Here is a 20,101-nt window from a genome sequence, read left to right as displayed (position 1 = left end):
ATAGGATCCGGCACTGACATCGCTTCCAAACCGGGGATCCGGCACTGACAACACCCCGGAGCAGGCAGCCGCGGAACCGGCCCGCTACTCCCCCGTGACGCCGTCGAGCAGTTCGCGGATGATATCCAGGTGACCGCAGTGGCGCCCGGTTTCCTCGACCATGTGCACCAGCACCCAGCGAAGGTTGTGCCCGGCGCTGTGGTCCGCTTTGCACATGTCCTCCAGCCCGTAGCGCGCGGCAACCTCACGGGACTCGTCGCAGGCAGCCTGGTAGTCGGTGATGATTTCGGCGAGGCTGTCCTGCTCGGTAACGCGGAACTCGGCGTCGGGATCGTCACCGCTCCAGCGCGTGGGAATGCCCGTCTGGCCATCCAGCTGTGCCCGGAACCACCAGCGTTCGACGTCGGCAAGGTGGCGGAGCAGACCCGAGACGGTCAGCAGGGAGGGCAGGACCTGGCGTGCGGCGTCGGCGTCGGACAGGCCTTGGGCCTTGAAGACAACGGTGGCGCGAAGGTAGTCCAGGAAACCGTTGAGGGTCCCCCGCTCGTCAGCTGCTTCGGGCGGGTCGATTCGTTCGTCGTTCAGCATCCGCCCAGCGTAGCCAAGGCCGGGCTGATGCACCGGGCATTACAGCCCCGCGAGCCGCAGCCCCAGAGCGACAAGCATCAGGACTGCGCCGCCGGCTGCAACAATCCATGCGGCCGACGGCGTGGTCAGGCGCATCCAGGATTTCCGCCGCGTGGCCGCCGAGTACAGTCCGGTGATGAGCAGGATCAGTCCCGCCATGCCAACGTAGCCGGGCGCCCCGTTGTCTTCCCCCTGGGCCAGGACGAACAGCAGCAGCACCAGGCCCAGGGCGAAGCTGGGCCAGTGGAATCCGGTCTCGGTCTCCTTGTGGCGGCGCTGTCCCGAAGCTGCACCGTGATCCATGGAACTCATGTTGTGTCCTCACCGGTAGCCGCGTTCTGGGGTCCGTACCGTTCCGTCCGCGAAGAGCCGCAGTGCGTATAAACGCTACTCCGCTCACCTCGAACCAGCACCGTGCGTCCGCTGGGAACGCACTGAAGGGAGCCACTTCGGATCTTCCGTCCCGCTCGGCGACGCGCGGCTGGGCCAGCCCTGAATTCTTCCAGGAAGCCCCTTGACCCCTCCTGTCAGGCGGCGTAGCTTCGTAATCAACCGAAAGGTTGAACAACCAGAACATTGAATACAGTTTGCAGCAAGGAACGGACCACAGCATGGACGAGGCGCGCGGCGAGACACAGCTCGACAGGGCCTTTATGGCCCTCGCCGATCCGGCCCGCCGCCGCATCATTGCCCGGCTTTCCCGGGGCCCTGCCACGGTCAACGAACTGGCGGAACCCTTCGAGATCAGCAAGCAGGCTGTCTCGAAGCACATCCAGGTCCTCGAGCAGGCGGAACTGGTCACGCGCACGCGTGACGCCCAGCGCCGGCCCGTCCACCTGAACCCCGCACGGTTGGAGGCACTCACGGCGTGGATCGACCGCTACCGATTGGTCCGCGAAGAGCAGTTCCGCAGCCTCGACGCTGTGCTCCAGAACCAGGCCGCACGCAGCGGCCCGCAGGCAAAGGATCCATCATGACCAACGCACTGCAGCTCTCCGTCCCTGACGGTGTCCCCTTCATCGACTACACCCGGGAGATCGATTTTCCCGTCGCCGATGTCTTCCGTGCCCACGCCGATCCGAACCTGGTCAGCCAGTGGCTCGGACCGCGGGGCATGAAGATGGAAATGGACCATTACGACTTCGCCACCGGCGGCACCTACAAATACACGCACACCGGCCCCGAAGGCATTCCGTATGACTTCACCGGCATCTTCCACACCGTCCGGGAGAACGAGTTCGCCATCCAGACCTTCGAGTTCTCCGGCTATCCCGACGTCGTCAGCCTGGAATTCAATACCTTCGAAGACCTGGGAGACGGCCGCACCCGCATCACCGTGCATGCTGTCTACCCCACCCAGGAAGCACGGGACGGCATGGCCGCCTCCGGCATGGAAAGCGGCCTCGTCCAAGGTTACGAGCGGCTGGAAGAGCTTCTTGCCAGCCGGACCGGCGCCAAGACACCGCAGGAGGCATCATGACCAACGCATTGGAAGTCACCCTTCCCGACGGTGCCCCCTTTATCGATTACACCCGCGAATTCGATTACCCCGCGGCCCGGGTCTTCGGTGCCCACGTAGACCCGGACACCTATGCCGAATGGATCGGCCCGGACCGGCTGGACACCCGGATCGACGTCTTTGACGCGGTCCCGGGAGGCAGCTACCGGTTCGTGCAGACCGAGGGGACCGAGGAGTACGCCTTCCGCGGCGTCTTCCACTCCATCCGTCCGGCGGAGTTCATCCTGCAGACCTTCGAGTACGAGGGTTTCCCGGACCAGGCGAGCCTGGATTTCCTGCGTTTCGAGGACCTTCCCGACGGCCGGTCCAGGCTCGTGGGGCACTCGGTCTATCCATCGCTCGAAACGAGGGATAGTTTCGTGTCCTCGGGGATGGAATCCGGCATGGCCGCGGGCTACGACAAGCTGGAGCAGCTGCTGGCATTCGCGACCGCCTGAAGCACGCAAAAGCCTTGGAGGAAGCATGGATTGGACCTTGGAAGTCATCAAAGTCCCGGTCAGCGACCTGGACCGCAGTATCGCCTTCTACGGCGACCAGGTGGGGTTCGACCTGGACCACCACACCGTCAACGAGCACATGGCCTTCGCGCAGCTGACTCCCCCGGGATCGGGCTGCTCAATCGTCATCGGCAGCATTCCCGGCGGGGAGGAGATGGACCCGGGCTCCCTGAAGGGGCTGCAGCTGGTGGTTCCCGACGCCGCCGCCGCCCGGGAAGAGCTGGCCTCCCGCGGCGTGGAGGCCAGCGAGATCACCGTTCTGGACGAGCGCGACGGCGGCACTATGTTCTCCTTCGCGGACCCGGACGGCAACACGTGGGTAGTGCAGCAGATCCGCGCCCGGGCGGAGCATCCGCTCATCCCCTTTGCCTCCCGCCCGCAGTTTGGTGAAGGAATCTAGCGCAACGCCCGGAACTGACAGTACGACGGCGGCAGGCGCCTTCTCCTCGGAGCGGCACCTGCCGCCGTCGTGCGTTAGTCCCTCTTAACGCCGGACGGCGGGAATGGCGGCGCCCTGCCTGCGGTTTGCCCAGGCATGGAAAACCAACAGCCTGTCCGCCAGCTGCGCCTGGTCGTGGAAGCCGAAGATTACGATGCCGCCCTGGCGTTCTACCGGGACGTCCTTGGCCTGCCCGAGCAGGAGGCCTACCAGGGCGAGGGAGATGCCCGCGTCACCATCCTGGACGCAGGAAGAGCGACGCTGGAACTCTCCAATCCTGCACAGGTGCGCATGATCGACCGGGTCGAGGCCGATGGCCAGCCCAGCCTCAAGCTCCGGGTCGCCTTTGAAGTGGACGACGCCGCCGCCCGCACCCAACGGGCGGTGGACGGCGGCGCCGAACTGGTCGCCGAGCCGCGGGAAACCCCGTGGCGATCGCTCAACTCCCGGCTGAACGGTCCGGCCGGACTGCAGCTGACCCTGTTCCAGGAACTCGGCGACCAGGACTAGCAGCTACCGGCCGCGGCCGTGTCCGTGGCCGTGGCCCTTTCCATGGCCGTGCCCCTTCCCGTGGCCGTGTCCCTTCCCATATCCGTCGCCCTTCCCGTGGCCGTGTCCCTGGCCCGGGCAGGGATCCCAGCTGCGGTCGTTGACGAACTCGGCCGGCTGGTACCTGATGAAGTCTGCCTCACCCAGGTTCAGGGATTCGGCCCGGCGGTCCAGCTGCCGGGGTTCGGCGATGTTGGCCCAGCGTCCGGTGTCCAGCCGTTCATCCATCGCCAGAACGGCCGCAACGCGTTCGGCGTCCGTAAAGGTGCAGTGCCCGGTGCGCTCGATATACGCCTGCCGCAGCAGCGGCGTCGCCCGGGCTTCGCGCACCGTCTCCCCGTACTCCTCGGTGTATTCCACCGGCGCCAGGATGTCTGCCAGGGTGTGCATGGTCAGCACCGGTATCTGCAGGTCGCCCTGCGGAGTGGAGGTCTCTTCCACCCATTCCAGCGCCTCGGGGTCCGGCTTGATGTCCGCCTCACCCGTCAGGGTCCGCAGGTCCGCCCGCAGGTCCAGCCCCGCGGCACGGTAAAGCGCATCCACCTGCCGGCGCTGCGCGGATTCCTGCAGCAGCGACCGGTAGTCCACGCCCTCGTTCCAGCCGCTGTCCCCGTTGGCCGCCGTCACGATCGATACGCGCGCACCGACCACGAACGGGATGGTCTGCAGCAGCCAGTTGTACTGTGCTTCCTGCTGCGCGGCATAGTCCCGGGGATCCGGCGGGGTGTCCCCGCTGAACCAGGTAGGAGTGTTCATCAGGGCCGCTGCGAGCGCCAGCCGAGCCTGTCCGTCCGGCGTCGTTTGTGCCTGCTGCACTGCCTGCAGGAGCACCCCGGTAGTGGCCGCGGCTTCTTCTGCCGTGCGGAAACCAGTCAGCTGCACCTCCTGGCCGGGAAGGAGCAGTTCGGCAAGGGCATGGAGTCCGTCGAGCTGGTAGTTATTGAGGTTGATCCCGCCGCCGAGTAGCCCGCAGGTGCTCACCGCGCCGTCCACGCCGCTCTGCGGAGTTTCGGCGATGAGGCTGCTGACCAGCCCGCCCATGGACGTTCCGAACGCGATGGTCCGCGCCGGTTCGCCCGCTTCGGCTGAGAACGCAGCCAGCGTGTCCAGCTGGTCCTGCACCGCGGTTCCCAGCGCCCAGCCCGCAGTAGCGTAGGACGACGCCGCCACCGCGAACCCGCGGTCCGTCAGCGCCTGGGCGGTGGAATCGAAGCCCTGATCCCACGCCGGGTTGTCCGGGCCCGGCCGGAAGCCGTGGCTGTAGAGCACCAGCTTTCCGTTCCAGTTCCGGGGCACTTCGGCAGCCCAGGTTGCTCCGTTGGCCAGTGTGCCGCCCAGTTCCGTGACTGGTTCGGCTGCTGTTGCCGTGGCCGGCGCTGCCATAAGTGCCAGTGACACGGCGGCTGCGAGTGATGTCAGTTTGCGCATGGTTCCGTCTGATCCCTTCTGCGTCTTTGCAGTTGATCCTGATCCCCCCGGTGCGGCCATACTTCACGACGGCGGCCCAACGGGCAAGGGCAGGGCGGGGCCGCCTGCTTCCAAAGCGGCCCGTGCGGCTGCAACAATCACCAGGGATGTGCGCTGAGGCGAAGGCACGTCGAACCAGGGCCCCGGAAGACCGGATGCAAGGAGACGGACATGTTGCTTGGAGACCACCTGCACCGCATCGGGAACGACATCGTTGCCGCCTACCTGGTGGTGACCGATGAGGGGATCACCATCATCGACGCAGGCCTCGCCGGGCACTGGAAGGACCTGCAGCGCGAATTGGCCGCACTGGGGCGCCCGCTCAGTGACGTGCGGGGAATCGTCCTGACCCATGGGGACACCGACCACATCGGCTTCGCCGAACGCCTGCGCCGCGAGACGGGAATTCCGGTCTACGTGCATGCCGACGACGCCGCCCGGGCGCGCGGAACGGAAAAGGCGAAAGCGGCCCTGGCCTCTGCAGGCCGGTTCCGGCTCAAGCCCACAGCCGGGTTCCTGGCCTACACCGTCCGCAAGGGCGGGTGGCGCACCACTTACCTCGCCGACGTCGTGCCCGTCCAGGACGGGGATGTGCTGGACCTGCCGGGCTCGCCGCGGATCATCGGACTTCCCGGCCACTCCCCCGGCAGCGTGGCGGTCCATGTCCCTGCGGCCCGGGCGCTGTTCGTCGGCGATGCCCTCACCACCCGGCACGTTCTATCCGGCAAGACGGGGCTGCAGCCTTCTCCCTTCACGGACGATCCCGCGCGTGCCCTTGAAGTGCTGGACCGGCTCACCGGCCTGGCAGACGTGGACTGGGTGCTGCCCGGCCACGGCACGCCCTGGAACGGTCCCGTCGACGCTGTCGCGGACGGGGTTCGTGCGGGCGCGTGACATTGCGGGGCGCGCAGCCGAGCCGGCGCGCAGCGCTCTAGAGCACGCCGATGTCCTCGTTCCACAGGGACGGGAATTCGGCCATGAACTCCTGCATCAGGAGGGTGCACGCCTGATCATCCAGAACGTCCACCTGGACCCCGCGTTCCCGCAGCAGATCTTCGGCACCCCGGTAGCTGCGGTTCTCGCCGATGACCACGTGCGGAATCCGGTACAGCAGGATCGCTCCGGTGCACATGTCGCAGGGTGAGAGCGTGGTGACCATCGTGGCCTTTGTGTAGGCGCCGGCGGGCAGCCGTCCTGCATGCTCCAGGCAGTCCATCTCGGCATGGCGGATCACGCTGCCGAGCTGCTGCCTGCGGTTGCGCCCCGTGGACACGATCGCTCCTTCGACATACAGCGCGGCACCAATGGGGATTCCGCCTTCGGCCCGGCCCTTGCGGGCGGAATTCAGGGCAGGCAACAGCAGCTCCGACGTCATGGCCCCACCCTAGGAGGACGCGACAAAACTGGGAAGAGCCGCACCGGCATCAGTTCCTGCCGGAACGCGCCGCCGCCACAGCTTCCCGGACCGCTGGAGCCGTCTCGTGTCCGAACCTGGCAAGCTCTCCGGCATCGTCGCTGGCCAGGATGAAGCCGGAGATTCCGTAGTCCAGGGCCAGCTCCGCCAGCCGTTCCGTCCAGCCCGGCGTATCCGAGGAAGGGCTGATGTTCAGCAGCCGCCGCACGTCCGACGGATCGCGGCCGGCCGAGGCGGCGCCGTCGTCAATGCGGGCGTTCAGCTCCGCCAGTTCCTGCATGCCTGCGCGCAGATAGCCCAGCGAGCCGATCCAGCCGTCAGCCACCTCCCCGGTGACCCGCAGCATCCGCGGCTTGTAGGCACCCAGCCAGATGCCGACGTCGTGCGCCGGCGCCGGCCCGCGCTTGGCGCCGTCCACCCGGTGGATCCGGCCGTCCACCCGGAGCGGAGCCTTGGTGGAGACGTCCCAGATCCCGCGGATGATCCGGATCGCCTCTTCCAGGGCCGTGACGGCGTCTGCCGGGCTGAGCTTCTTCCCGCCCGCAGCTTCGATCGCCTCCCAGAACGCCCCTGCGCCCAGGCCGAGCTCCAACCGTCCGCCGCTGAGCAGGTCCAGGCTGGCCGCACTGCGGGCGACCACTGCAGGCTGGCGCAGCGGCAGGTTCAGGACATCGGTCACCAGCTTCAGGCGGGTGGTCCGGGCAGCCACATAGGACAGCAGGGTCCAGGTGTCGAGGAACCGCGGCTGATAGGGATGGTCCTGGAAGGCCGCCAGGTCGAGTCCGGCGGCCTCGGCGGCGACCGCCAGGCCCACGGCATGCTGCGGCGGTGCCGCAGCCGGAGTGATGAAGGCGCCGAAGAGCAGGTCTCGGCCGTAGTCGGGCATGTCAGGCTCCTCTGGCTCGCAGTGGTGCCCGCCAGTCTAGCCGCGGCGGCGTGCAGCAGATCGTGCAGCGGTGGCGTGCAGCGGATCGGGCCGCGGGTTTGTAGGCTGGAAGGCGTGCTTCCTGTCCCGTCTCCCTCGTCCTCCGCCGCCGCCGGCCGTTATGCCCCCAGCCCCTCCGGCGAACTGCACGTCGGAAACCTCCGCACCGCCATGCTGGCCTGGCTCTTCGCCCGGAGCACCGGGCGGAACTTCCTGCTGCGCATTGAGGACCTTGACCGGGCGCGCGCCGGAGCGGAAGCTGCCCAGGTGCGCGACCTCGCCGCCGTCGGACTCGACTGGGACGGTGAGGTCATCCGCCAGTCCGACCGGACCCCCGTGTATCTGGAGGCGATCGCGAAACTGCAGGCCGAGGGCAGGGTCTATGAGTGTTTCTGCACCCGTGCGGAGATTTCCGATGCACCCCGCGCCCCGCACTCGCCGCCGGGGGCGTACCCGGGGACCTGCCGGAACCTCCCGGAAGCAGAGCGTGAACGACGCCGCCGCGAACGTCCGGGAGCGCTCCGGCTGCGGGCCGACGTGGACGAGTACACCGTGCATGATGTGCTGCACGGGGACTACACCGGAGCCGTGGATGACCTGGTGCTGCTGCGCAACGACGGCGTGCCGCCCTACAACCTGGCGGTCGTCGTCGACGATGCCGCCCAGGGCATCGACCAGGTGGTCCGCGGCGACGATCTCCTCTCCTCCACACCCCGGCAGGCGTACCTCGCATCCCTGCTGGGGCTGCCTCCGGTGGAGTACGTGCACGTCCCGCTGGTGCTGGGCACCACGGGCAAGCGGCTGGCCAAGCGCGACGGCGCCGTGACACTCGGCGCGCTGGCCGACGCCGGGATTCCAGTGCCGGAAGCGACGGCGATGATCCTGGACTCACTCGGTTTGCCCGGGACGTTGCCGGAAGCGCTGGAGGTGTTCGATCCGCGGAAGCTCCCCCGGGAACCGTGGATCTTCACCCCGCCGGTCCGCTAGCCCCGCCCTAACCTTCGCTCCGGATCGGGTGTTAACTGGAGGGCATGCCCCTTACCGGTGAATACGTCCCCAGCACCTCCAAACGCTCCCGCGACCAGGCGGCCGAAATCGAGTCCTCCGGCGGTACCCGCGGCACTACTCTCCATGGTCGTCCGGTGGTCCTGCTGACCACCAAGGGTGCCAAAAGCGGCAAGCTGCGCAAGACGCCGCTGATGCGGGTTGAGCACGACGGCGACTACGCGGTGGTCGCTTCCCTTGGCGGTGCCGCGAAGCACCCCCTCTGGTACTTCAACGTCAAGTCCCATCCCCATGTCGAATTGCAGGACGGTCCGCAGAAATGGGACATGCGGGCCCGCGAAGTCACCGGCGAAGAGAAAACGCTCTGGTGGGACCGCGCCGTGGAGGCCTATCCGCCGTACGCCGACTACCAGGCCAGGACTGAGCGCGAGATTCCAGTGTTCGTGCTTGAGCGGATGGTCGAAGCCTAGGTCGTTCCCCCGGATGCGGCGGACAGGTCCAGCTGCATCCAGCTGACGTCGTGCCAGGCGCCGTGCTTCCAGCCCACTCGGCGGAACACTCCCACGGGCATGAACCCAAGTGCGGTATGCAGCGCCTCGCTGGCCGGGTTCGGCAGGGTCATGCCGGCCACGACGGTGCGCAAGCCCAGCTTTCCCAAACGTTCCAGCAGCGCCCTGTAGAGGGCAGATCCCACACCGGTGCCCGTAGCTGACTGGGCCACGTAGATGCTGGTTTCCGCTGTCCGGGCGTACGCTGCCCGGCTTCGCCAGCTGCCGGCGTACGCATAGCCGGCCACCGCGCCGTCGTGCTCCCCCACGAGCCACGCGTACCGTTCCTGTGCTGCGGCGATGCGCCGGGCCATCTCCTCCGCTGCGGGCGGCTCCGTTTCGAACGACACTGCCGTCTGCAGGACGTAGGGGGCGTAGAGCGCTGCGCAGGCGGCGGCGTCGGCGGGTGTTGCGTCCCGCGTGAGAAGGGTGGATGCCATGGGCGAAATGGTAGCGAACCCGCACCGCACATGTTAGGCGGGCTAATTATAAGTTCCTGTTTTGGACTTGGGAAGGGTGATGACTGAAACACCATTAATTTGAATTAGAATTGTGATTTTGAGACGCACTTTTGTAGCGTAAAAGCGGGGGGATGAGCCACATAGTGACCGCAACCTAAGAAAGGTCTCATCCTATGAATAAAACCAAGAAATCGCTTGGCATCATTACGCTTTCAGCCGTTATTGGCGCAGGAGGAGTGGGTACGGCAGCCGTAGCGTCGCCCTCACTGGCTCCAGCCGTGACTATGGAGCCCGGTGCCGCAACCGCTTCGCAGGAGCAGGTCCTGGCCGAGATCTTCGCGGAAATCAACGCATTCCGAGAAGCTCAGGGACTTGCTCCGGTGCAATACAATCCCGTGGTTTCCCAGACAGCCCAGGGCTGGTCGGACCAGATGGCCTCCTCCGGGGTGTTCGAACACAACCCGGACTATGCCGGTTCCCCCGACCTGGCGGGATGGAGCAAGGCCGGAGAAGTTATCGCTTCCCGCTCCGATCACAGCGCCCAGGAGATTGTGCAGCAGTGGATAAACTCTCCCGGCCATAACGCGATTCTCAGCGACCCCGATCTGAATACGCTTGGAATTGGAGTGACCTTTAGCGACGGGGATCAGGCATTGTATGCTGTGGCGAATTTCTTCCAGTATTCACCGGACCATCCGGCAACCGTTCCTGCTCCGGGTGCTGAGGCTTCGCCTGAACCTGCGCCTGTCCCCGAACCCGCGCCCGAACCCGCGCCGGAACCGGAGCCTGCACCCGAGCCCGCGCCGGAACCGGCACCTGTCCCGGAGCCTGCTCCCGAGCCTGCACCGGTCCCGAACCCGGGTCCCGAACCCGAGCAGCCGATCGTCAACAATCCCACTGCTCCGGACGGCAAGGACTGCTGGCCGAAGGGAGGCCGCGAGGGCCGTGGGGAAGGACACCGCGGGGACCGCGGCGGCTGGAACGATCCCGGACGAGGCGCTGATCCGAACACCGGCCAGACTGCTGGCTGGAACAACGGCCACCACGGCGGCGGCGGGCACCACGGCGGCGGTGGGCACCACGGCGGCGGCGGTGGCGGCGGGCACCACGGCGGCGGCCGCTAACTGACGCTAGCCCGCCCTGTTGAGCGTTCCCGCACCCTGAACTTCGCGCCCGGCACCTGTTGCCGGGCGCGAAGTGCGTCCGCAGGCCGGCTGCCAGCTGGCGGCCGATGGCTGGCGTTTGGAACAGGAACCGGCAGCTAGAACGAGACCGTTCGGGTGAACCAGAGCCGGTACCGGAACCCTGCTACGTGGAATGACAGCACGGGCCAATCGACCTTTGCTTCCTGCCGGGGCCTTCCCCGCAGGGACCTGGCCCGAACCGCCTCCCTCCTGCCCCGTTCTGCGTCGGCCAGACGCTCCCGGTAGTCGAGCCGCGCCAGCTCTATCTCAAGCAATCCCATGACGTACCCTTCCGTGCCCCTGGTGCTTAGAAGCTTGGGCACAACGCTAGGAGCCGCTGCAACAACACACGACGCCTTTGAGGACACCTAGGGTCCGCATTGACCCAAATTCAGGACAGGAACTGTCCGCTAGTTGAAGGCTTCCGGGTCGGGATCGTCAGGGCTCTCAGTGTCGGGGTTCTCAGGACGTGCAGCCGACCCCGTCGCCGTCGCCGTCGAACTTCGGATCCCAGCCGGGATCCCCGGGGCGGATCGGAGCCGCTCCCGCAGCCCGGACTGCCGTGCAGTTGGCATAAACCGGCGTCGTGCCGGCGCCCTCCGGAGCCCCCTCTGCCCCCGGACCAGCCGCTCCCGGTTGGGCGGCCACAGTCCGCGGCGCTGTGCCCTCCCGGGCCGGAACCGGTTCCTCGGGGCAGGACGAGAGGACAGTTGCTATCGCGTCGTGCTCGGCCTGCGTCATCCACAGCCCGTACGCGGCCTTGACCGCTGTTTGCCGCGCGACGTACTCGCAGCGGAAGGCCTTGTTCGGCGGCAGCCAGGTGGCGGCGTCGGAATCCGACTTCGCCCCATTGGCCGGACCGTCCGCGGCCAAAAGGTTGAGCGGATCGTTGGCGAACTGGCTGCGCTGCTCGGCAGAGAGCTGCTGCGCACCCTTCTGCCAGGCATCGGACAGCGCCACCACATGGTCGATCTGCACGGCCGTGCTGGTGGTGTTGCCGCGCACGAAGCTGATCGTGGTCCCTGTGTAGGGGTCGGCGAAGGTTCCCGAGGCGACAACGCAGTCCTGGGTTCCATGCTTGAATTCCTCAGACACCAGGTCCCGGGCCAGGATGTCGTTGCGGGTGTCGCAGCCATTGTGGTCGACGTCGGCCCAGGCCGGCCCGAATTCCTCGCGGCTGTAGCCGGTCTTCGGGGCGCGGCCTTTGATCGCGATGGTTCCCAGCTGCTCCAGCGCGGTTCCCGCCTGGGCGTCTGTGGTCCCTGCTTCGCTGCTTTGGACTTCTGCAGGCTGCGGGATGGCGCCGGCAGGTGATTCCTGCGGCACGCAGGCTGTTCCTGTCAGCAGGAGCGTGAGGGCGGAAAGGGACAGCAATATGGTGCGCAGGTGTTTCATCGCCATCAATTATCTCCGCTGCGCAGGTGATGCCGTGCAGGCGTGCGGCGCGCCCTTCCCTTGGCCGGGGCTGCCGCGTAGATTCGGTGGTGTGCACACTTCCTGAGGAGGGCCATGGCCAACGGCAAGAACGCGACCCAGACTGACTCCGAGAAGGCGCCCGCGGAGGACAAATCCGGGGGAAAGGCCAGCGCGAATTCCAACGGCCGTGAACGGGTTTCAGTCGCAGAGGACTATGCCGCGGAACTCGATGAACTCGGCGAGCTGGATGCGAGGAATCCTGTCGTCCTTACGGACAAAGGCAACGAGGCCCCCTGGCAGCACAACTACCCCTACGATAAAAAACTCAGCCGGCGGTCCTACGAACGGCAAAAGCGGCAGCTGCAGATTGAACTCCTCAAGATGCAGCTGTGGGTCAAGGACACCGGCCAGAAGATGCTTCTGATCTTTGAGGGCCGCGACGCCGCCGGGAAGGGCGGCGCGATCAAACGGTTCAATGAGCACCTGAATCCCCGCGGTTCCAGGATCGTCGCCCTGGAGAAGCCCACGGATCAGGAGCGGACGCAGTGGTATTTCCAGCGCTACGTCTCCCACCTCCCCGGCGGCGGGGAAATCGTGATGATGGACCGGTCCTGGTACAACCGTGCCGGCGTCGAACGCGTCATGAACTACTGCACTCCGGCGCAGTACCTGGAGTTCATGCGGGAGGTTCCGGAACTGGAACGGATGCTCGTGAACTCCGGCGTGCTGGTGCGCAAATTCTGGTTTTCCGTGGGCCGGGCCGAACAGCTGGCACGGTTTGCGGCACGCGAAACAGATCCGGTGAAGCAGTGGAAGCTCTCCCCCACGGACCTCGCGAGCCTGGACAAGTGGGACGACTACACGCAGGCCAAGGAAGCCATGTTCTTCTACACGGACACCGGTGACGCGCCCTGGACCGTGGTGAAGTCGAATGACAAGAAACGCGCCCGGCTGGAGGCGATGCGGTTCGTGCTGGACAGCGTCGAATACCCCAACAAGGACCGGGCCGTGGCACACGCCCCGGATCCCCTCATCGTTGGTCCGGCGGCCAGTCACTACGAGGAGGGCGAGGAGCCGGACGGACTGTTTCCCGTCGTCAAGCCGCAGCCCTGAGGCACGGCCGCTGTTGCATATGATGAAACGGTGACTGCTACCCGACGACGCGCATGAGTTCCCGACTGCACAGCCTGGTCATCGAATCCCTCGGACGCAGGATTGTTTCCGGCGAGCTCGCTCCCGGGTCGACGATGCTCTCCGGAGACCTCGAAACTGAGCTCGGCGTTTCGCGGTCCGTTGCACGCGAAGCGGTGCGGGTGCTGCAGTCCCTCGGCCTGGTTGAAACGGTGAAGCGGATTGGTATCCGGGTTCTCCCGGAGACCGCCTGGAACGTGTTCGACCCGTTCGTGGTGCGCTGGCGGCTGGCCTCCGTTCCCGGCAAGGGTGCACAGCTGCGCTCACTGACTGAACTGCGTTCCGCCGTCGAGCCTGCTGCCGCCGAACTCGCAGCCGAGCACGCCCCCGAGGATATGGCTGCGGAGCTGATGGCTGTTGCCGCCAAGATGCGTGCCGTAGGCCGTGCCGGCGACCTGCAGCAGTTCCTGGACCTGGACATCCACTTCCATGCACTGGTCCTAGCCGCTTCCGGGAACGAGATGTTCGGGCAAATGCAGTCGATGATCGCCGAAGTCCTCCGGGGCCGCACCGACTACGGGCTCATGCCCTCCCATCCGCATGAGGAAGCACTGCAGTGGCACGTCGACGTCGCGAACGCGGTCCAGGAGGGAAAACCTGAAGCTGCCCGCGAGGCCATGGACCAGATCATGCGCCGGACCAAGTCTGAAGTCGAGGGTGTCTGGGCGGAAGAACCCCGGATCTTTACTCAGCCGGAGCGTCCGGGCGTAGTGGAGGGGTAGTTATTGGGGTAGCTGTGGGCGCGCGCCTTGGCCGTAGGTACGGCCAAGGCCCCGGCGAGGGCGCGGCGCGGGCGCGGCGCGGGCGCGGCCAGCCTGCCGCTCTCCTTTCCTCCCCGATGGAAGCCGCTCCTCCTGTCCTCCCCGATAGTGGCGCCGCGCTGGGCGGAAAGGTCTTTGTCCACATAGACAGGTCTTACTGGTCTTCAACGAGAAACCGTTTCATAGCCTTCGACCATGTTGGAGATGGAAGCAGCACCCCCGTTGCAGCAGCCAAAGCCCTCGGGTCCTGGAGCATCTGGAGCACCCGGAGCACGGGCTGCCTACCGCCGTGCCGCCGGCCCCCTTACCGGCATGGCTCCTGCCCGCTCCTTGCTCTTTCACGGGGTCCGTGGGGCTGCCGCGCTCGACGCTTCCTTACCGGCGTCCATACCTCAAAAGACCGGCCCGTCAGTTCCGAATTCGTCCTGGCTCGGCAGCGAGAGCCGGGCGGCTGTTCGTTCCGCCAGCACTCACGAGTTACTGGACGACGTCGTCGCCTGCCTGCGCTGTCTCCAGGATCCGGACACCACGGATGACATCCCGGATGCCTGGGCTGACCCCGAGTTGGTTGATTTGATGCGGGTGCTGGAGGAACTGAAGTCTGCAGCTGCGGCGGTGCAGGCCCGTGCCGCGGCATCGTTTGATGCCTCCCAGCGGCGGGCGCAGTCCCGTGCCGGTGTCCCGGCTGAGCATCTTGGCCGCGGTGTGGGATCGCAGGTGGCGCTGGCGAGGCGGGATTCCCCGCACCGGGGCAGCCGGCACCTGGGTTTCGGCAAGGCACTGGTCCACGAAATGCCCTACACCCTGGCGGCTTTGTCTTCCGGGGTGCTCAGTGAATGGCGGGCCACGCTCCTGGTCCGGGAAACAGCCTGCCTGGACGTGGAAGACCGGCGCCGGGTCGATGAGCTGATCTGCAAGGACCCAGCCTCCCTGGAAGGCCTCGGCGACCGGAAACTCATCGCCCGGATCCGCACGATCACCCAGACCATTGACCCCGCGTCCCAGGTCCGGCGCAACGCCAAAGCCGTCTCCGACCGGTACGTCTCCTGCCGCCCGGCGCCGGACACCATGTCCTACCTGACCGGTCTGCTGCCGGTGGCTCAGGGAGTGGCGGTGTATGCGGCATTGTCCCGGGCAGCGGATTCCCTGCGTGCATCCGGGGACGGACGCGGGCGGGGTCAGATCATGGCCGATACCCTCGTCGAACGCGTCACCGGCCAGGACACAGCGGACCGGGTACCGGTCGAGGTGCAGCTGGTGATCACGGACCGGACCCTGCTCTCCCAGATCGTGATCCCACAGCAGTCGGTCATGCAGAACGGGACGTCCGAGAGTCGGAACGGCCTCTCTGGGAGCGGGAACGGGGTCCCTGGGAACGGGAACGGGGTCCCTGGGAACGGGAACGGGGTCCCTGAGAACGGATCTTCTGGGGACCGGGCCTTCGGAGCACGGCCATCGCTCCCAGAGGCACCGGCCTACTTCCCGGGGTACGGGATCGTCCCCGGCTCGTGGGCGAGGGAACTGATCCGTTCAGGACTGGGACTAGGGATCTGCGGCCGAGAGGCTTCACCGCCAGGCGGACGCCGAGAGGCTTCACCACCAGTCGGAGGCTCATCCAACCAACAACTGCGGGGCACATCAGGGTTGCCGGATGCGGAATCCTCCAGCCAAGAATCTCCGCCGGAGCATCCATCCCTGGTCAGCCTGCGCCGCCTGTATCTTGACCCGGTTTCCGGGGAACTGGCCGCAATGGAATCCAAGGCCCGCGCATTCCCTGCAGGCCTGGCACGGCTGATCCGCACCAGGGACCAAACCTGCCGCACTCCCTGGTGCGACGCACCGATCCGGCACATCGACCACATCCGATCCTCCGCCGCGGGCGGACCAACCAGTTACATCAACGGACAGGGACTCTGCGAAGCCTGCAACCAGGCCAAAGAAGCACCCGGTTGGAACGCAACACCAATCAATGGGGTGCCGTCGGGGGTGAACGGGCCGGCGGGTCAATCAGCGGCAGCGAATGCGGCCGGGGCGCCCTGCCAAACGTCCGGAGGTCGGCACATTGTCCGGATCACCACACCCACCGGCCACACCTACACCTCCACGGCACCGCCGCTGCCGGGCAGCCGACCAGGCCCGTTGAGCCCACTGGGACGCGGCGCTCCCGGAACGCGATACTCCCCTGGACGCGATACTCCCCTAGATGTATCCGGCTGACCCATCGGAGCCTGCCCTCAGTCGTCGAAGCGCAGAAGAACCTTGCTGCTAGCCGAAGCGTCCCTGGCCACTTCGAACGCCTCCAGCGCCTCCTGGACCGCAAATTCGTGGGTGATCACCGGGTCAGCTTGCAGGCTCCCGTCGGCGAGGGCAGAAATGACATCGTCGATCTCGTCGTTGAACCGGAAGGAACCGACCAGCTCCAGTTCCCGCGTGATTGCCAGGGAGATCAGCGCAGGCTGCTCCCCCGAAGGCAACAGCCCCACCATGACAACCCGGCCGCCGCGGGTTGCTCCCTGTACCGCGGACATCAGACCGCGGTAACTGCCCGAGGACTCGAAGCAGATGTCGGCATCCACGGCAGCAATACCCTCGGCATCCGTCGCCAGCAGGCTGCGGTCGGCTCCAACAGCCCGGGCGGTCTCCAGCGGGAACTCGTGCATGTCCGTCGTGATGATCTCACCGGCGCCGCGTGCCCGAAGCACGGCGGTAATGAGCGCTCCAATAGGTCCGGAACCAGTCACCAGCACACGTTTGCCCCGCACATCCCCGGCACGAGAAACCGCATGCCAGGCCACAGCCGCAGGTTCCACCAGTGCTGCACGGCGCAGCGGCAGGTTCTCCGGCAGCACCCGGAGCATCCGCACCGGAAGGTTCACGAACCGGGCAAAGGCCCCCTCCGTATGCGGGAACCGCGCAGCGCTGCCCAAATACGTGCAGCCGGGCGACAGGTTCGGCCGGTCCTCGGGATACCTGGACCCGTCGCCTGGACCCGGCGTCGCCGGATGCACGGCCACGGCAGTTCCCGCCACCGGCCCCGAGCCGTCGGCTGCAGCACGGAACACACGCCCCACGACTTCATGTCCGAGCAGCATCGGCGCCTTCAGGATGGACTCCCCCGCAGCACCGTGCTGCCAGTAATGCAGGTCCGATCCGCAGATCCCGCCATAGGCGATCTCCACGACAGCTTCATCAGCAGCCGGCTCCGCCGGCGCCACAGGTTCTACCCGCAGGTCGCCCGCCCCGTGCGCCACGACACCCAAAACTGAATTCACAAGAGCCCCCTACACCACCGTGGTCATGCCGCCGTCGATAAAGACGACCTGACCGTTGACGAAGTTCGACGCATCGGAGGCCAGCCAGATCGCCGGGCCAATGATGTCCTCCACAGTGCCCCAGCGACCCGCCGGAGTCCTGCCCAGAATCCACGAATTGAACTCCTCATCATCGACGAGGTTCTGCGTCATCTCAGTGTGGATGTATCCCGGCGCGATGGCATTGATCTGCAGCCCGGATCCTGCCCATTCAGCCGTCATCGCCCGGGTCAGGTTCCGGATCCCGCCCTTTGATGCCGTGTACGGCGCTATGGTCGGCCGCGCGAGATCGGCCTGGACCGAGGCAATGTTGATGATCTTCCCGGCACCGCGCGGAATCATGTGCCGTGCAGCTTCTCGTCCTACTAGGAAAGCGCTGGTCAGGTTGGTGCGGATCACCCGTTCCCAGTCCTCGACCTCCAGGTCCAGCATCGGCACCCGGTGCTGGACTCCGGCGTTGTTCACCAGGATGGCCAGGGGACCAACTTCACGCTCTACCCAGGCGACGCCGTCGGCCGCAGCCTGCGCGTCGGTGACATCGAACTGTCTGGCGAAGACCTTCCCGGGTCCGAATTCGGCGGCCAGGTAAGCCCGCGCTGCCTCCAGCCGGTCGCCGTCGAGCCCGTTCAGGACCACGATCGCGCCGGCACCTGCCAGCCCGCGGGCAATCGCGTTCCCGATCCCCCGGCTCGATCCGGTGACCAGTGCGATCCGGCCGGAAATATCAAACATGTGTCCCTCCAGGGGTGCGTGGTAGCGCAACGGCCGGGAACAGCAGCTGCTGTTCCCGGCCGTTGCGGATTGCTAGAACCCTGACGCGATCAGGTAGATCGCCAGTGCCAGGATGAAGCCGACGACGCCGATGAGCGCCTGGCCAACGGTCCAGGTCTTCAGCGTGGTCTTGGTGTCCATCTGGAAGAACCGGCTGACCAGCCAGAAACCGGAGTCGTTGACGTGGCCGGCGAAGACCGAGCCCGCGGCCAGGGACAGCACGATCGCGACCGTCTGCACGGCGTTGAACTCCGGATTGTCCAGGACCACCGGCTGCACCAGGGCAGCGGCTGTGGTCAGGGCCACCGTGGCGGAACCCTGTGCCAGCCGGATGATTGCGGCAATGACGAAGCCGGCAACGATGACCGGCAGGCCAATGGCGTCGAGGGAGCCGGCAATCGCGTCGCCAATCCCGCTGGCGCGCAGCACGCCGCCGAACATGCCGCCGGCACCGGTGATCAGGATGATCGAGCAGACCGGGCCGAGGGCCGAATCCACAACGGTCTCGATGAGCGTGGCCTTTTTGCCCTGGCGGCGGCCGAGCAGCCACATCGCCAGGAAGACGGTGATGAGCAGGGCAACCGGAGTCTCACCGAGCGTACGCAGGATCTGGACCCAGGTGTCCTCCAGGGAGACCAGCTCCGCAGTGGCTGCCATGTTCAGGCCGGTGTTCAGGAAGATGAGGAAGAACGGAAGCAGCAGCAGGGTGACGATCGCACCAAGGCTCGGAGCGGAACGGAATTCCTCTTCCGCGGAACCCTTCGGGGCATCCAGAATCGCCGGCACGGGGATGTTGAACTTGCGGCCCAGGAAGTGTCCGAAGAGGTAGCCGGTCAGGTACCAGGTGGGAATGGCAATGAGCAGGCCGAAGATCAGCACCAGGCCGATATCAGCACCCAGCAGCCCGGTAGCTGCCACCGGGCCGGGGTGCGGCGGGACAAACACGTGCATGACGGAGAACGCGGCAGCGGCCGGGAAAGCGTAGGTCAGCAGCGACCCGCCCATGCGGCGTGCAACGGTGAAGATAATCGGCAGCATGACCACAAGGCCGGCGTCGAAGAAGATGGGGAAGCCGAACATCAGCGAGGCCACGGAAAGCGCCAGCGAGGCCCGCTTCTGCCCGAACTTGTTGATGAGCGCGTTGGTCAGGACCTCCGCACCGCCGGAAACTTCCAGCATGCGTCCGAGCATCGCGCCCAGGCCAACCAGCAGCGCGACGCTGCCCAGGGTGGTCCCGAAGCCGCTGAGCAGCGTGGGCACAATGGAGCCGGCCGGAATACCGGTGGCGACGGCGGTGAGCAGGCTGACCACGATCAGCGCCAGGAAGGCGTGGATGCGGAACTTCATGATCATCACCAGCAGCAGTGCAATGGCTGCGACGGCGATCAACAGGAGGCCGGGCGTACCCAGCGTCCAATTGAGCTCGAGATCGGTCATCGTTGTCCTATCAGGTGGGTGAGTGAACCGGGTTAGTGCCCGGAGGGTTCGACGGCGGCTGCCGCTGCAGCGGCAATCTCGCCAAGGCTCAGCGTGATGTCCAGCCGGATTCCGGCCTCGTCATCGCCGAGAGGTTCAAGGGTGGCGAACTGGGAGTCCAGCAGGGTCGGCGGCATGTACTCGTGGTCGCGCTTGGAGAGGCGTTCGGCGATCAGTTCGCGCGAACCGTCCAAGTGAACGAACTGCACAGTCGGCGCGTAGGAACGGATGAGGTCCCGGTACTGCCGCTTCAGGGCGGAACAGGCAACCACTGTCGCAGTGCCCTTCGCCAGGCCTGCCTCGATTTCAGCGCCAATGGCACGGAGCCAGGGTTCGCGGTCCTCATCGGTCAGCGGGTGCCCGGAGGCCATTTTGGCTTTGTTGCTGGCCGGGTGCAGGTCATCTCCGTCCAGGAACGGCAGGCCCAGAGTGGCCGCGATGGCCCGTCCGGCGGTGGATTTGCCGCATCCCTGTACGCCCATGACGACGACAGGCGGATACGAATTGTTCGCCAACGGCATGGCCAAACTCCTCAGACGC

Annotated in this window: 23 protein-coding genes; 12 read left to right on the top strand and 11 right to left on the bottom strand. The window is 66.4% G+C overall.

What is annotated here, in order from left to right:
* Positions 1–84: 84 nt before the first annotated feature.
* Both NF551_RS03350 and NF551_RS03345 read right to left on the bottom strand, forming a co-directional pair.
* Entirely contained in the window at positions 85–588 is a 504-nt protein-coding gene (locus NF551_RS03350) for a DinB family protein (protein WP_227895452.1), read from the bottom strand.
* A gap of 39 nt (positions 589–627) precedes the next feature.
* Positions 628–939, bottom strand: coding sequence for a hypothetical protein (locus NF551_RS03345; RefSeq protein ID WP_227895453.1), 312 nt, complete (start codon positions 937–939; stop codon positions 628–630).
* Between the two features lie 299 nt (positions 940–1,238).
* Here NF551_RS03345 and NF551_RS03340 point away from each other — a divergent pair, with 299 nt between their 5' ends.
* The 5 genes from NF551_RS03340 to NF551_RS03320 all read left to right on the top strand — a co-directional run bounded on the left by NF551_RS03340 (position 1,239) and on the right by NF551_RS03320 (position 3,592).
* On the top strand, positions 1,239–1,604 hold the full coding sequence (locus tag NF551_RS03340; RefSeq protein WP_227895454.1) for an ArsR/SmtB family transcription factor: 366 nt from the start codon (positions 1,239–1,241) through the stop codon (positions 1,602–1,604).
* The gene (locus NF551_RS03335; RefSeq protein ID WP_227895455.1) at positions 1,601–2,107 is read left to right on the top strand and encodes an SRPBCC family protein; all 507 of its coding nucleotides are present in this window, start codon (positions 1,601–1,603) and stop codon (positions 2,105–2,107) included. The genes NF551_RS03340 and NF551_RS03335 overlap by 4 nt, the downstream gene beginning before the upstream one ends.
* Positions 2,104–2,583 carry an SRPBCC family protein gene (locus NF551_RS03330; protein ID WP_227895456.1) on the top strand — a complete coding sequence of 160 codons (480 nt, stop codon included), beginning with the start codon at positions 2,104–2,106 and terminating at the stop codon, positions 2,581–2,583. Before NF551_RS03335 ends, NF551_RS03330 begins: the two co-directional genes overlap by 4 nt.
* 25 nt (positions 2,584–2,608) lie before the next feature.
* Positions 2,609–3,043, top strand: coding sequence for a VOC family protein (locus NF551_RS03325; protein ID WP_227895457.1), 435 nt, complete (start codon positions 2,609–2,611; stop codon positions 3,041–3,043).
* A gap of 135 nt (positions 3,044–3,178) precedes the next feature.
* Positions 3,179–3,592 (top strand): VOC family protein, encoded by a 414-nt coding sequence (locus NF551_RS03320; RefSeq protein WP_227895458.1) that lies wholly within the window; start codon positions 3,179–3,181, stop codon positions 3,590–3,592.
* 3 nt (positions 3,593–3,595) lie between these two features.
* Here the strand turns inward: NF551_RS03320 and NF551_RS03315 are convergent, their stop codons facing one another.
* Complete coding sequence (locus NF551_RS03315; protein ID WP_227895459.1) at positions 3,596–5,059, bottom strand: alpha/beta hydrolase family protein; 1,464 nt, start codon at positions 5,057–5,059, stop codon at positions 3,596–3,598.
* A gap of 210 nt (positions 5,060–5,269) precedes the next feature.
* On the opposite strand from NF551_RS03315, the gene NF551_RS03310 reads away from it, so the two are divergent.
* Positions 5,270–5,992 (top strand): MBL fold metallo-hydrolase, encoded by a 723-nt coding sequence (locus NF551_RS03310; protein ID WP_227895460.1) that lies wholly within the window; start codon positions 5,270–5,272, stop codon positions 5,990–5,992.
* A 37-nt stretch (positions 5,993–6,029) separates the two neighbouring features.
* On the opposite strand, the gene NF551_RS03305 is transcribed toward NF551_RS03310, so the two are convergent.
* Together NF551_RS03305 and NF551_RS03300 are read right to left on the bottom strand one after the other, a co-directional pair.
* Positions 6,030–6,473 (bottom strand): nucleoside deaminase, encoded by a 444-nt coding sequence (locus NF551_RS03305; protein ID WP_227895461.1) that lies wholly within the window; start codon positions 6,471–6,473, stop codon positions 6,030–6,032.
* A 49-nt stretch (positions 6,474–6,522) separates the two neighbouring features.
* The gene (locus tag NF551_RS03300; protein ID WP_227895462.1) at positions 6,523–7,398 is read right to left on the bottom strand and encodes an LLM class flavin-dependent oxidoreductase; all 876 of its coding nucleotides are present in this window, start codon (positions 7,396–7,398) and stop codon (positions 6,523–6,525) included.
* Between the two features lie 114 nt (positions 7,399–7,512).
* Between NF551_RS03300 and gluQRS the strand changes: the two genes are divergently transcribed.
* A complete protein-coding gene (gluQRS, locus tag NF551_RS03295) occupies positions 7,513–8,424 on the top strand; it encodes a tRNA glutamyl-Q(34) synthetase GluQRS (protein ID WP_227895463.1) in 912 nt (303 codons plus the stop codon).
* A 44-nt stretch (positions 8,425–8,468) separates the two neighbouring features.
* Positions 8,469–8,912, top strand: coding sequence for a nitroreductase family deazaflavin-dependent oxidoreductase (locus NF551_RS03290; RefSeq protein WP_227895464.1), 444 nt, complete (start codon positions 8,469–8,471; stop codon positions 8,910–8,912).
* On the opposite strand, the gene NF551_RS03285 is transcribed toward NF551_RS03290, so the two are convergent.
* Positions 8,909–9,430, bottom strand: coding sequence for a GNAT family N-acetyltransferase (locus tag NF551_RS03285; RefSeq protein WP_227895465.1), 522 nt, complete (start codon positions 9,428–9,430; stop codon positions 8,909–8,911). The two genes, NF551_RS03290 and NF551_RS03285, sit on opposite strands and share 4 nt — an antisense overlap.
* A gap of 194 nt (positions 9,431–9,624) precedes the next feature.
* Here NF551_RS03285 and NF551_RS03280 point away from each other — a divergent pair, with 194 nt between their 5' ends.
* Positions 9,625–10,575 (top strand): CAP domain-containing protein, encoded by a 951-nt coding sequence (locus NF551_RS03280; protein ID WP_227895466.1) that lies wholly within the window; start codon positions 9,625–9,627, stop codon positions 10,573–10,575.
* 522 nt (positions 10,576–11,097) lie between these two features.
* Here the strand turns inward: NF551_RS03280 and NF551_RS03275 are convergent.
* Positions 11,098–12,036 carry a GmrSD restriction endonuclease domain-containing protein gene (locus NF551_RS03275; protein ID WP_423721560.1) on the bottom strand — a complete coding sequence of 313 codons (939 nt, stop codon included), beginning with the start codon at positions 12,034–12,036 and terminating at the stop codon, positions 11,098–11,100.
* Between the two features lie 108 nt (positions 12,037–12,144).
* Between NF551_RS03275 and ppk2 the strand changes: the two genes are divergently transcribed.
* The 3 genes from ppk2 (at position 12,145) to NF551_RS03260 (ending at position 16,220) form a co-directional block, all read left to right on the top strand.
* Positions 12,145–13,164, top strand: coding sequence for a polyphosphate kinase 2 (gene ppk2 / locus NF551_RS03270; protein WP_227895467.1), 1,020 nt, complete (start codon positions 12,145–12,147; stop codon positions 13,162–13,164).
* A gap of 53 nt (positions 13,165–13,217) precedes the next feature.
* A complete protein-coding gene (locus NF551_RS03265; RefSeq protein WP_227895468.1) occupies positions 13,218–13,964 on the top strand; it encodes a FadR/GntR family transcriptional regulator in 747 nt (248 codons plus the stop codon).
* A 234-nt stretch (positions 13,965–14,198) separates the two neighbouring features.
* Complete coding sequence (locus NF551_RS03260; RefSeq protein WP_252604979.1) at positions 14,199–16,220, top strand: HNH endonuclease; 2,022 nt, start codon at positions 14,199–14,201, stop codon at positions 16,218–16,220.
* A 17-nt stretch (positions 16,221–16,237) separates the two neighbouring features.
* On the opposite strand, the gene NF551_RS03255 is transcribed toward NF551_RS03260, so the two are convergent.
* The 4 genes from NF551_RS03255 to NF551_RS03240 form a co-directional block, all read right to left on the bottom strand.
* Entirely contained in the window at positions 16,238–17,275 is a 1,038-nt protein-coding gene (locus NF551_RS03255) for an L-idonate 5-dehydrogenase (RefSeq protein ID WP_227897624.1), read from the bottom strand.
* A 9-nt stretch (positions 17,276–17,284) separates the two neighbouring features.
* Entirely contained in the window at positions 17,285–18,046 is a 762-nt protein-coding gene (locus tag NF551_RS03250) for an SDR family oxidoreductase (RefSeq protein WP_227897623.1), read from the bottom strand.
* Positions 18,047–18,118: 72 nt separating this feature from the next.
* Complete coding sequence (locus NF551_RS03245; protein ID WP_227897622.1) at positions 18,119–19,522, bottom strand: GntP family permease; 1,404 nt, start codon at positions 19,520–19,522, stop codon at positions 18,119–18,121.
* A 32-nt stretch (positions 19,523–19,554) separates the two neighbouring features.
* Positions 19,555–20,082 (bottom strand): gluconokinase, encoded by a 528-nt coding sequence (locus NF551_RS03240; RefSeq protein WP_227897621.1) that lies wholly within the window; start codon positions 20,080–20,082, stop codon positions 19,555–19,557.
* Positions 20,083–20,101 lie beyond the last annotated feature (19 nt).

Source organism: Arthrobacter caoxuetaonis, from assembly GCF_023921125.1.
Lineage (GTDB): Bacteria > Actinomycetota > Actinomycetes > Actinomycetales > Micrococcaceae > Arthrobacter_B > Arthrobacter_B caoxuetaonis.
Note: the sequence above shows the minus strand (reverse complement) of the source record. Positions and strands in the feature narration are given on the sequence as shown.